Genomic DNA, 12835 nt, shown 5'->3' on the forward strand with positions numbered 1-12835 from the left:
GTCGTTATCCTATCCGGTGTTTGTAGTAAAGACTTCAGTCGTTATCCTATCCGGTGTTTGTAGTAAAGACTTCAGTCGTTATCCTATCCGGTGTTTGTAGTAAAGACTTCAGTCGTTATCCTATCCGGTGTTTGTAGTAACGACTTCAGTCGTTATTTTGTAAAAAATAATTTATTTATAACTAATCTAATATAAAACCCAAGATTGAAAATTCATAAAATGGTGATTGTTGATTGGGGGTATAACGACTGAAGTCGTTACTACAAACAAAGAAGAACGACTTTAGTCGGAACGTTGAACATAGGACTCGAAAAAAGGGGTTTAAACCCTTTAGGATTCAATAGACTCAGACACTAACTCCAAAGTCGAGAGATTTACCGTTACGGGAAGGTGGATGGTGAAGGTTGAACCTTTACCGACTTCACTATCAACCGTAATCTCACCCCCCATCATGTGACAGAATTGCTTGGCGATCGCCAATCCCAACCCAGTCCCCCCATATTTGCGCGTCGTGGAAGTATCCGCCTGGGTGAAGGGTTGAAACAGCTTCTCAAGCTGTTCGGGAGTCATCCCAATCCCCGTATCTCTCACTTCAAACACCATCATTTCCCCTTCTTTCTGAAAAACCCGGAGAAAAATTGTTCCCTGATGGGTAAACTTACAGGCATTCCCTAACAGATTCAATAAAATTTGACGCACTTTCGTCACATCGGCATACATTTCCCCAATCTCAGGTTCACAGTCCACTTGTAACTGATTTTCATTTTTCTGCAACAAAGGTTGTACGGTGAAGACAACCTCCTGAAGGGCCACGGGAACTTCAAACGACTCTAAATATAACTCCATTTTTCCGGCCTCAATTTTAGACAGGTCCAGAATATCGTTAATCAGTCCTAACAAGTGTCTGCCAGCAGCTTCTATCTTTCCTAAGTCCGCATTTAACTCCTCGGGTTCTAGTTCCTCTGCTTCCTCCTGCAAAATCTCACTATACCCAATAATCGCATTCAAAGGAGTTCGTAATTCATGACTCATATTGGCTAAAAATTGGCTTTTAGATTTATTCGCCAATTCTGCCGTTACCTTAGCTTGGTAGAGTTCTCGTTCCACTTGCTTGCGTTCAGTAATATCGCGAACCACCGCAGAAATCGCGGTGCGTTGTCCATAATAAATCTTGTTAGCGCTGACTTCCACCTCCACGAAAGACCCATCTTTACGACGATAGCGCCGTTCTCCAAGATGGTAAGATTGGGCCGATAGGGTGCGTTCAATGTTATAGGCAATACTTTCGGATTCATGATCAATAAAATCTCCCAAAGTCAGGGAGAGAATTTCCTCACTGTCATAACCCAGCAGCTTTTGAAAGGCGGTATTAGATTCAATAATCCGTTGGGTAGTCGGTTCAATCAAAAAGATACTTTCTGAAGTTTGTTCAATGACGGCCCGATATCGCTGTTCGCTTTCATGACGCACTTGCTGAGAATGGTCTAAAGCATCTAACATTTCATTAATGCGAGTGGCAAGTTGGGAGAGTTCATCTACCCCTTGGACGGGAAGACGAACGGCCAAATCGCGATCGCTGCCAATGTGATTCACATCCTGACTCAACTGGGAGAGTCGAGACAGCACCACTTTTTCCAGTAGAAACAAAGTTATTACTAAAAACGCCACCCCAACGACGAGTACCACCCAAAGGATAAAGTTAGCCGTTCGTTGACCTTGTTGGTAAATCTCACGCGGGAGTTCCACGCGCAACAACAAGGCGGAATTGTTGTAAATATCTTTAACTAAAGTATAACCGGCAATGGTTTGGGAATCCCAGGATTCAACAAAAATCCCAGTTTGGTCCGGCAGCAGTAACGCCGGTTCGAGATCGGGGTCTTCCGTCATACTCTGGCGAATAGCAGCGAAATCTGGGGGAAGTTCAGAGGAATCCCACTCCTCGACGGCGATGGATAATTGGGTGAGTTCCCCGAGACGCTTGATTTCCTCAACACTGAGGTAGCGCCCCATAATTAAGGTGCCGCGAATTGGGCCTTCCGCTTCTCCGGTGAGAATGGGGCGGGAGACAATCAACATGGGGCCTTCAGGAAGTTGCAGGATGCCTTCCACCAGACTGGTGGTTTCGGGATGATTGACGAGGAGACTCTTGGGGGTTAAGTATTGGCTTAAAGAGGCGATCGCCTCGGTATTTTTCTCCACCGGGACTCGTTCCCCCGTTTCCGGATTGAATTTTTGCCCAAAAACAATCCGCCCACTGCGATGAATGTACAGCATCATATCCAACCGCAAACGGGCGATCGTGGCATCGTTGAGGTTGGTTTGGATATAGTCCGAGTTCTCATCTTCAATGAAGGCGTAGGTGTCATCCCAGGCAGCCCAATCGTTCGCTGTAAAGCTCAATTTGGCAATTTCATCGGATAAGACATCCACCGCCCGTTTGACATTGCGGGCGGTATCCTGCTGCTCAAATTTGGCAAATCCAGCCAGCAACAGGGTAGAGGAAGAGAGATAGATGACCCCCAATAAACCCATCAGGGTGGCCCCGATAATCGGTAGGATTTGCCCCCGCAGTCCGAAGGATGCGAAGGGGAGTTTCAGGGATTTAGGCGGTTGAGGCATGGGTTTGGACACCTTCTCTTCTGGAATTGAGGGTTGAGACTGGGAAGTGGTCAGTTGAGGACTGGAAAAAATGAAGCGCCCAGAACTTTCTGGAAGGCTTCATGTTTCATTCTGCGGATTTTGCCAAAAATCATCCGATGTCAGATTGCCCGATGGATATTTAGCCCTATTTTTATTCTAAATACTCGCAGGCAAATCTAAATTCGGTTGAAGTTTTCGCAAATCTCCGGAGTCAGGGTTCGATTTATAGTTCAATTGTGGTGTGAGTGACTTGAGGAGTGCGTAGAAATGCTGAGTTGGGAGGAAAGTCAGAGTATTTCATCGATGCGATGCGATCGCGCCTGGGTGGAGATCAATATCGGGGCGATCGCCCAGAATGTCCGCGAAATCCAGCGTCTATTATCCCCAAAAACTGACCTAATGGCAGTCATCAAAGCCGATGCTTATGGACATGGGGCCGTCACCGTTGCCCAGACGGTATTACAGGCAGGGGCGAAATGGTTGGGAGTCGCCACCATTCCCGAAGGCATCGAACTCCGGGAAGCGGGAATTACGGCCCCAGTGCAAGTATTAGGGGCAACCTACACCCCGGACCAATTGCGGGCAATGGTGCGTTGGCGGTTGGAACCCACCCTTTGCACCCCGAAACAAGCGTTCGTGTTTTCAGAAACCCTGAGTGACCATTCGTATTCCGTGCCGGTTCATGTGAAAATTGATACGGGGATGTCACGGTTGGGCGCACCGTGGCAAGAGGCGGCAGAGTTCGTGACATTAGTCGATCGCCTGCCTCATTTGGAATTGTCTAGCATTTATTCCCATTTAGCCACAGCGGATAGTGAAGACCCCACGGTGATGCAACTGCAACATCAGCGGTTCGAGACGGCAATTCGACAAGTTCAGGAAACGGGCATCCCCCTACCGCGCCTGCACTTTGCAAATTCTGCCGCCACCTTAAGCGATCGCCAGTTGCATTACGATATGGTGCGAGTGGGATTAGGGATATATGGATTATATCCGGCTCCCCATTTGCGATCGCGCCTGAAATTACAACCGGCGCTACAAGTCAAAGCCCGAGTGACTCACATTAAGGCGATCGCAGCCGGAACCGGCGTCAGTTACGGCCATCGCTATATCGCCGATCGGGATATGAAAATTGCGGCGATCGGGATTGGCTATGCCGATGGCGTACCCCGTAACCTCTCCAATCAAATGCAAGTCCTCATCCGGGGAAAACAAGTGAGACAAATTGGAGCAATTACAATGGATCAGATGATGTTGGATGTGAGTAATATCCCCGACTTGGAACTCGGAGAAGTCGTCACCTTGCTCGGACAAGATGGCCACAACTCAATCACCGCCGATGATTGGGCGGATAAATTAGGAACCATTTCCTGGGAAATCCTCTGCGGCTTTAAACATCGCTTACCCCGCATCGCCGTGGGTCAAACCTTGGAATGTTGGGAACAAGCCGCCACATAGGGACGGGCGGGCGATTCGCGAATCGCCCCTACATGGGGTAGAAAATTGCTCTTATTGGGCGATCGCCTCTTGAATCCTACATTCGTTCCATGTAGCCGCGATTCGCGAATCGCCTGTATGTATTATGGACGGGCGATTCCCGAATCGCCCCTACATGGGGTAGAAAATTGCTCTTATTGGGCGATCGCCTCTTGCATCCTACATTCGTTCAATGTAGCCGCGATTCGCGAATCGCTTGTATGTATTATGGACGGGCGATTCCCGAATCGCCCCTACATGGGGTAAAACGCTTTGACGGGGCGATCGCCTCTTGCATCCTACATTCGTTCCATGTAGCGGCGATTCGCGAATCGCCTGTATGTATTGGACTGGCGATTCCCGAATCGCCCCTACATGGGGTAGAAAATTGCTTTGACGGGGCGATCGCCTCTTGAATCGCCCCTAAATTCGGTAAAAAGCCTGTAGCCGCGATTCGCGAATCGCCTGTATGGATTATGGGCGATCGCCTCTTGCATCCTACATTCGTTCAATGTAGCCGCGATTCGCGAATCGCCTGTATGGTCGGGCGATTCCCGAATCGCCCCTACATTTGATAATTTTTTGAATATAATTAGGACAAGGAACGCTTTTGCTGGTGTTTCCATAACCGGGGATTAAATTATAGCATAATTCAGGAGGCAAATCAATGAGATTTATTAATCCTAAGACCGATATCGCCTTTAAAAAAATCTTTGGTTCCGAACAGAGCAAAGATATCTTAATCAGCTTTTTAAATTCCATGCTCTATGACGGCCAGCCCGTCATAGAAGATTTAGAAATTCTCAACCCCTATTTGGCTCCCCGGATCCGAGGGGTCAAAGAAACTTACTTAGATGTCGAAGCCAAAATCACCGGCAACAAAACAGCGATTATTGAAATGCAAGTGTTGAATGTAGAGGGATTTGAAAAGCGAATCCTCTATAACGCAGCTAAATCCTATTCCATTCAACTGGATGCAGGAGAAGATTATAATTTATTAAATCCCGTGATTGCCTTGACTATTGTCGATTTTCAAATGTTTGGGGACAGTGAGTCAGTGATTTCCCGATTCGTTTTGAAAGAAAAAGATTATCTGGTAGATTATTTAAGGGAAGAGTTAGAATTAGTTTTTGTAGAGTTACCCAAGTTCACCAAAGAACTGGAACAGTTAGAGACGATCACGGATAAGTGGATCTATTTCATGAAAAGTGGCTGGACTTTAAAAACCGTGCCTGAAACCATGAGCGAGGTCCCAGAAATTGAACAAGCCTTTGCCATCGCCAATCAAGCGAACCTGAACCGGGAAGAATTAGAGGAATTAGAACATCAAGAATTTTTTATCTACGACTACCGAAACGCAATTTTAAAAGCCGTGTCAACAGCGGTGTCAAAAGCCGTGAATGACAGGGAGCGAGAAATTGCCAAAGGGTTGCTGAATTTATTAGATGAAGAGGCGATCGCCCAAACCACTGGCTTGAGCCTTGAGGAAGTCCAAAAATTAAAGCAGCAGCGTTCTAATTCGCAATCCTTGGGAGGGAACGAGGTATAGAATGAGCAGAGAGGACTTTCGGCAATACGGTAACCTGAGAGGTGTTTACGGGACGAGGCAATGAACGCAAAACTGCTTTCGATAGAACCGATGCCAAAGGCTGGAAAATTTAAACTGGTGGTGTCAATTGGAGACAATTGCCATGAGTTTACCATGACAGGGGAAACGGACAAAATAGCCGATCGCAAAATTAATGTGATTAACGGCGACAAAAATTTCTGGGATTTATTTCAATTTAATCAACATTTGGCGCAAGTCTTGTACAAACTGACGGCACAGGCGTACAATGGGGAAAAGATAGAATTCCCCCAGGAAATCGGAGAATTTTATCCCGATAAACCTGCGGTACTGGAGAGGCACAGATAAGGGAGGCGCATTAGATTCTCATTTCAATCTGATAAAGTGAAGTAAGAACTATGCTAAATGGGGATGGTGAACGGGATAGAGTGAAGGATCATTGGCAACAGTCGAGGCTTGAGATAGTCCTGTGCAGTCAAGGGAGGAAAGCTACAGCAATGGTAGTGTGGAATTTATGCCTAAAAAGATAATAGAACTTAAACGTTTATTACGAAAGGCGGGGTTTAGTTCTAGGTCCGGAAAGGGGAGTCATACAAAATGGTATCATACCCGACTCCCTCTCCCCATTATTTTATCGGGAAATAATGGAGATGATGCTAAACCTTACCAGGAAAGAGACGTTAACGATGCACTCAAAATAATTGAGGAGGAAATCGAATGAAATCTCATTATACCATAGTCATTCAGTGGTCTGACGAAGATGGATGTTTTGTGGTCAGTTTGCCGGAGTGGGGCGAGTTGTGCCACACGCATGGGTCTAGCTACGAAGAGGCGTTCAAGAATGCACAAGAAGTGTTGGAACTGTTGATAGAATCAGCGATCGCCAACGGAGAAACTTTACCGGAACCGAAACTGTTTAGGCGATCGCTTCCCATCGCGTTGAGTCAATAACAGGCGATCGGCTCTGAGAATGAGGGGAGGCGATCGCTTGGTTTGAAATGACAGAGGGGGATGCTCGCACTTTCTTCTCATGGACCCTTTCTCATCTAAATTAGCACTTCCGCCTCATAAATTCCGCATCAAGCATTTTGACTACGAACCTTCTTAAGTTTTTCAACGAACCCGGGAAACTCCCTTTTCACCCACTCCGGAACTACCGACTCATCAGCAGGATCGTCTTTTAATTGACGTTGTAAACACTTAATTATTTCCTCTTCTATTTCGTTAACTAAATCAAAAACCAATACTTTGAAAGGTAGAGCTTTGTTTGTATTGAAGTCAAGTTCTAAAAATTTCTCTTTGTCTATTTCTTGGCCCAATCCCAACACTAAAAATGTAACTTCTTTATGACCATCAATTTTTTCACAAGTTTTGCTAATGCACTCCATAAATTCTCCCTCATCGTCAAATAGGCCATCGGTATAAATAATAAAAAATGCTCCGCGATTGGCCGGTTTTCCGGTTTGCAACCAAGTGTCAATACATTTCTCAAGGGTGGGTGCAATAAAAGTTTTCATTCTTGGCGGATTCTCTAGAAATAAGCTCCGCACTCGCATCGCATCCTTAACGAGATGGGGTCCTTCTATGTTTCTCTTACTGCTAAAAAAGTAAACTGTTACCTCATCACAAATTTTTTTGATTACGTTATTTTCTTTATTTTGCTCTGAAAGGATAGTAAATAAATGACCCATGATCACTTCTTCGAGATACCCGTAACGGGTTTGGTTTCCCGTATCTGCATCTTTGAGCCTCATTGATGCACTTTGGTCGATTAACATGAAGACATCGCGATCGTAGATAGTGGAAAATGGCTCTGGCATATTATCCTCCAGTAAAGTTTCTGTTTTGTTAATCCAATTGCGATCGAAGACTTGCGCGTAAATTTGGTTGGCAACTTGTAATTGTCCATCATCTTTTGCCACGAGACCTGAAATCAACAAGTCCCAGTGCCTTGGGTCATTCTGCCGAAAGTCGATCGGGCTTTGGGTCAGAATTTCACGGTAAAGTCTGAGGGTCTTGAGCTTTTCAGACTTGCGGCTGCTCTCCACCTTAGTAAACCAGTTTTCAATCTCCTGTAAATGGGATTGTCTATCCTGTCGCCTCCAGTCTATGATAATTTTCTGGGTGACTAAAGCATCAACGTGGGTCTCAATTTGAGCGCCATCTTCGATGTTGTTCCCCGTAGCCACCAAGTGGCAAACAATTTGAGTCAGGAAAGGTTGACCTCCTGTCCAGTAGAGGATCCGTTCCAGGGTCCTGGCTGGAGCCGTGGTGACTTTTTCCAAACCGGGACGCAGGGGTTTGCAAGCCTCTGGGGTGAGTCTCCCCAGTTCAATGCGATCGCCCAAGTTGAGAGCATAACTGCTGCTGGTCATCAAATCAGACGGTTTGGCAACCCCCAGCAGGACAAAGGCGACCTTATTGAGTCGGGGTTCGTTCTTCTGGTCTGAGAGGCTGCGGATGAAGCCGATAAATACATTCTGGAGGTTTAAATCCACTAAATCCTGGATTTCATCGATAAAAATCACCAGCTTTTCCGCTGCAATTTTCTCCAGAATCTCTTTAATCAGAAAGTTTTTGAATCGTAAGGCAGGCGCTAAGTCAGGCTGCCGGTTCCAAACCTCCTCTAACTGTTGTGGTAAGTTGACTTCTGGCAAGGGAACTTGTCGGCAAATTTCAGACAACAGGCTAAACCACAGTTGACGCTCTTCAATCCCCCCTAACTCATGGATATTGATCCGAACGCAGACTAAATTTTCCTCGCTCAGGCAATTGGCCGTCCTCACCATCAAGCTCGTTTTACCAGTTTGCCGAGGGGCCAGCACGAAACAAACACGACTATTTCCCGTAAGGGAACGGGCAAACTGATACAGTTGGCCATCTGCTTCTCGCTCGACATAGGTCGGTGCATCGCGAGGCAAAGTGCCGCCCTCAGTTTGATAGATACTGTCGGAGTTAAGCATAGACATAAACTCCCCAAGAGCAATTTGCAAAGTGTTAAGCAGATTTTGAAAAATAGTTTTGATAAAGCTTAAATCTAACTTGAACTCCTTCATTGTCAATTTTGATTAATCCGGCTTTTTCAAGCTGGAACTTAGCGATATCGTCATGACAGCTTCCTCCACGCAAAATTTGGTCAAAGCAGTGCTTTAAATCTTTAGTTTGGTTAAGTATAGAAAATTTTTTAAGCAGGTGGTCTCCAAATGGTCCCGTTGGTGAAGTAGCATTGGACAGCAGTTGATCCCAACTCATGCCCTGTTGACTGATTTGGTAGAGTGCCTGATTGACTAAGGTGGGATGACCGCCAATCAGTTCCATGAGCGGTTTCACTTGCTCTTGGCTCCACTCCAAGCAGTATTTATTCGCCAGTTTGAGGATTTCTTCGGCATTAAATTCGGGCAATTCCACCTCTAGTCCCACATTTTGCAAAATTGAACCTTTGATATCCAACTCGGGATAGGGTTCGGTGGAGTAGGCGATCGCCATACTGGCCCAAACAATCGGCGACTGACTCACCACCTTCATCCGTTGTTCGTTCCACGATCGCAACAGTTTTAAAAATGGATTTTGCAGTTTATCGGGCCCTAAAATTTCATCAATCCCATCAATCAGCAGGGTTTTTGGCGTCTGGATTGGCTCAAAAATATGCTTTTCCAGGTAATTACTACAGTTCAATCCACTGGACCGCTCAGGGGGCCAATCCTCTGTGAGTAGGGGGGGATTCAGGGTGGCAACAGACTCGCTAAAGGCATCTGCGATCGCCTGAGTAAACCGCTTCAGGAGAAGGTTAATATCGGTCAACACCTCGGGATCCTGGGTCACCTCAGCTAAATCCACAAACCCCACCACCTGATTTTCCTCTCGCTCTAAAAAATTTCGCAATCGTATCAGCAGGGAGGATTTCCCCATACCTTGAGATCCTTTAATCCGAATGAATGGGACTGAACCGCGATCGCTGCGGTCTGCTGTCAACGCTTGGCGACAGCGCTCATCAGCCTTCCTTGGGAGGTACAGCGGAGAATCCAATGGGACAATGCCATTGAGCGGTCTAATCTGCAATGAGTCCAGACTCTCAAGCTCAACCCACTCCGGCTTGTACTTAGTAAATAAATTGATGAACTCGCCACGTTTGGAGGAGCGCTCTCCCGGGAGATCATTGCTACTGCTCACCCCGAAGTCCTCATACAGTTGGGAAATTTGCTTCCGTACCGTTCCGGGATGGGTTCCCATCTCATCCGCAATCTCCTCAGCCGTTAGTCCGCGCAGCAGCATCCGCAGCACCGCTTCGCGCTTCGGTGCACGTTTCAACTTTTCGAGGGCCTGGAGGAACTGCTGGTAATTCATACATTCTAGAATACCGCAAAACTTGTCAATGCGTATTCTAAATGTGGCTTTGCGTACTCTGAATCTTGGTAGTTTCTAGATTGTTAAGATACGGCAAAACTTGTCGATGCGTATTCTAAATGTGGTTTTGCGTACTCTAACTTATGAGTAATTACCATAGACATGAGTTATTTAAGCAACCTATCTTTAAAATATGTTGACAGATTGTAAACATATACTGTCTTCTGAAAAGCACCCGACCAGTCCGACTCTCGTAACCCACTAAAAAAAAGGGCCAGCCGCGCTGCAACGCGACTAACCCCCAATTTAAAACGTGAATCAACGGCTGGGATTTCTACCTATTTCCAGGGTTTCCGGAGACATTTTCGGGTTTGCCGGTATTTCCGGGTTCGCCGGGTACGGGTACGGGGCCGCTTTACCCCAGGTGTATTTTGCGGTACGAGGGTTAAAGTGGCGATACTGTTGATGATATTGGGGTCACAAAGGGCAGAAGGGCCCTGAGTTACCACTAAGTACAACAACAGTGACATGACGAGCCGTCTCAAAAAATGCGTCATCTTACTAATACCTCCGAATTCAGTAGGTATGCTCATGACGCACCCAGTGTAAGGGGCCTCTCATGGGCAGAACACCTGGGCCAAAGCCCAGGTGTTCTGCCATTGTTTTATGGCATCATTCTAACCGCGCTTCTAAATTAATCGCAAGTAATTGTGAAGAAAACTTAATAAACACTAGAACACGCCTATCATCGTTGCATATCAGGAATGGAAAGTTACAGCTAGGAAAGTTACATATAACAGGAAGTAAAACTATTAAACTGTAATTGGCAATTTATTAATACCCAAATAAATATAGGCGGTTAACCAAGCTGGTCAGCCCCTGGAAAGGAGAGCCAGAAAAATGTTCAAGCCAGATCCACCACCCCAAATGCTTGACCACCCCACTGAGGCGACTATTGTTGATCTCGGTGAAGGCGATGGAATTTTACAAGTCAAGTGGAAAAACACTTACTGGAATGCAAAACCCTTTGATCGGACACAGCAAAATAATTTTCGCTTAGGGGATCCAGTTCTAGTAGTGGCCACCCAAGTAGCCCGAGTGTTCATTGTTGCGAGGCAGCAATAAAACAGACGGTTCTGAGCAAATTGTCAAGTTGACCGATTTACCCGAGGACCAGCAGCAGTCGATCCGCAGGGGTCTTGAAGGGTTTGAGCAGGGAAACTTCATTAGCCTTGATGATTACGAAAGACAATTCCAAAGCAATTCTTAGCGCTCAATTGAAGTCAACAAACAGCCCCATCTATCCTATAGCGCCCGGTTTAAACCGGGCGGCTCAATCTTACATCTTCAACTCTGGCAGGGTTTCCTTAAACGGTAACCCCTCATTAATCGCATCGATTTGCTGGGCTTCCATGAGATTTACTTCCTTCAAATAAGGGCGGAGGATTTGACCCAAACGTTGATTGTAAAAGCGATGTAAACTGTGATTGGGAGTGGCTGGAAAGCCTCGGCGTTTTTTGTGTTGTCCTCCGGCACCGGGGTCGAAGGATTGAATGCCATGTTCGATTCCCCATTCGATGGGTTTGTAATAGCAAGCCTCGAAATGGAGGGAGTCGATATCGTAATTGCAACCCCAATATCGTCCATAGAGTTGTTCCCCTTTGGTGAGGCAAAAGGACATGGCGATGGGATGGCGGATATCATTGCCTTCGGGATAGGCGGCAATCAAGAGGACCCGATCGCGAAAATTATGGTATAATTCCTCAAAAAATTGTTTGGTTAAATATTTACTCCCCCACCAGCCAAAGCGATCGCAATGGTCGCTATAAAATTGATACATCCGCAGTAACAAGGTATGGGGAATGTCATCTCCATGTAATGCCTTGACCTCAATCCCGGCTTTAGCGACGGCTTTGCGTTCCCGTTTGATGTTGCGGCGCTGATTGGCATTGAAGACGTTTAGGTAATCGTCAAAGGTATTAAATCCTTGGTTTTGCCAAATATAACTATGATGTAGCCACGGGGTATAACCGAAGCGTTCCATCCGCGATCGCCAGTCTGGATCGACATACAGGAAATTACAGCAGGAAATATTGTGGCGATCGCAAAATTCATCGATCGCATGAATCATCATCCCCGTAATTTCTTCCTCATCTTCTCCCGGTGCAATCAAAAACCGATATCCCGTTACCGGCGTGACTGGACTCATCCCCAACAGTTTGGGATAATATTCCACACCGAGGCGATAGGCTAAATCCGCCCATTGGTGATCAAAGACAAATTCTCCCCGGGAATGTCCTTTCAGATACATCGGTGCGGCAGCAATCAGTTCTCCCTGTCGCCACAGGGTTAAATGATTCGGCAACCATCCCGTTTTTGCCGTTGCACTGCCGGAGGCTTCCATATTGTGCAACCAGTTCCATTCAAAAAAAGGGGTTTGCAGAGGGACGGCGAGAGCATCCCACGCCGTCTGGGGGACTTCGGCGATGTTGTCGATCCAGGCAACAGAGATTTGAGGCTTAAGCTGTTCCAGCATTACCAACCGTTGAGGGTAGAGCGTTCACTTTCTTAGGGTAATCGATTCTTGGGATGCTGTGGGAGGGACTTTGGATGGGAACGACTGAAGTGGCAACAACCGGCGGGGGTTTTAACCCCCGCCTCATAGCTAAAGTCGGTTAAAAACCGACTGAAAACACCATTTAATAAGACTTTCAGTCAGTTTCAACGGAAAGTCTTGGACTCGTTGCAACAACCGGCGGGGGATAAATCAAGCGCCTCATAGCTTAAGTCGGTTAAAAACCGACTGAA

11 protein-coding genes are annotated in these 12835 nt (G+C 46.4%); 7 read left to right on the top strand and 4 right to left on the bottom strand.

Features of this window, described 5'->3' with window-relative positions; all coding sequences use genetic code 11:
• Positions 1-330: 330 nt before the first annotated feature.
• Positions 331-2631 carry a CHASE4 domain-containing protein gene (locus NG833_RS13610; RefSeq protein ID WP_254565828.1) on the bottom strand — a complete coding sequence of 767 codons (2301 nt, stop codon included), beginning with the start codon at positions 2629-2631 and terminating at the stop codon, positions 331-333.
• 276 nt (positions 2632-2907) lie between these two features.
• Between NG833_RS13610 and alr the strand changes: the two genes are divergently transcribed.
• From alr to NG833_RS13640, 6 genes are all read left to right on the top strand, one after another.
• Complete coding sequence (gene alr / locus NG833_RS13615; RefSeq protein ID WP_254565829.1) at positions 2908-4098, top strand: alanine racemase; 1191 nt, start codon at positions 2908-2910, stop codon at positions 4096-4098.
• A gap of 167 nt (positions 4099-4265) precedes the next feature.
• Positions 4266-4532: a hypothetical protein gene (locus NG833_RS13620; RefSeq protein ID WP_254565830.1), complete on the top strand. Its 267-nt coding sequence runs from the start codon at positions 4266-4268 to the stop codon at positions 4530-4532.
• Positions 4533-4783: 251 nt separating this feature from the next.
• Positions 4784-5665: an Rpn family recombination-promoting nuclease/putative transposase gene (locus NG833_RS13625; protein ID WP_254565831.1), complete on the top strand. Its 882-nt coding sequence runs from the start codon at positions 4784-4786 to the stop codon at positions 5663-5665.
• 60 nt (positions 5666-5725) lie between these two features.
• Positions 5726-6031 (top strand): hypothetical protein, encoded by a 306-nt coding sequence (locus NG833_RS13630; protein WP_254565832.1) that lies wholly within the window; start codon positions 5726-5728, stop codon positions 6029-6031.
• A 166-nt stretch (positions 6032-6197) separates the two neighbouring features.
• Positions 6198-6404, top strand: coding sequence for a type II toxin-antitoxin system HicA family toxin (locus tag NG833_RS13635; protein WP_254565833.1), 207 nt, complete (start codon positions 6198-6200; stop codon positions 6402-6404).
• Positions 6401-6634 (top strand): type II toxin-antitoxin system HicB family antitoxin, encoded by a 234-nt coding sequence (locus NG833_RS13640; RefSeq protein ID WP_254565834.1) that lies wholly within the window; start codon positions 6401-6403, stop codon positions 6632-6634. Before NG833_RS13635 ends, NG833_RS13640 begins: the two co-directional genes overlap by 4 nt.
• A 128-nt stretch (positions 6635-6762) precedes the next feature.
• On the opposite strand, the gene NG833_RS13645 is transcribed toward NG833_RS13640, so the two are convergent.
• A complete protein-coding gene (locus NG833_RS13645; protein ID WP_254565835.1) occupies positions 6763-8646 on the bottom strand; it encodes an AAA-like domain-containing protein in 1884 nt (627 codons plus the stop codon).
• Positions 8647-8680: 34 nt separating this feature from the next.
• Positions 8681-10027, bottom strand: coding sequence for an AAA-like domain-containing protein (locus NG833_RS13650; RefSeq protein ID WP_254565836.1), 1347 nt, complete (start codon positions 10025-10027; stop codon positions 8681-8683).
• 900 nt (positions 10028-10927) lie between these two features.
• On the opposite strand from NG833_RS13650, the gene NG833_RS13655 reads away from it, so the two are divergent.
• Positions 10928-11152, top strand: a complete 225-nt coding sequence (locus NG833_RS13655) for a hypothetical protein (RefSeq protein WP_254565837.1) — start codon at positions 10928-10930, stop codon at positions 11150-11152.
• Positions 11153-11366: 214 nt separating this feature from the next.
• Here NG833_RS13655 and NG833_RS13660 read toward each other — a convergent pair whose 3' ends face one another.
• Complete coding sequence (locus NG833_RS13660; protein ID WP_254565838.1) at positions 11367-12563, bottom strand: GNAT family N-acetyltransferase; 1197 nt, start codon at positions 12561-12563, stop codon at positions 11367-11369.
• Positions 12564-12835 lie beyond the last annotated feature (272 nt).

This window comes from Oscillatoria sp. HE19RPO (assembly GCF_024220515.1).
Classification (GTDB): Bacteria; Cyanobacteriota; Cyanobacteriia; order Cyanobacteriales; family Laspinemataceae; genus Laspinema.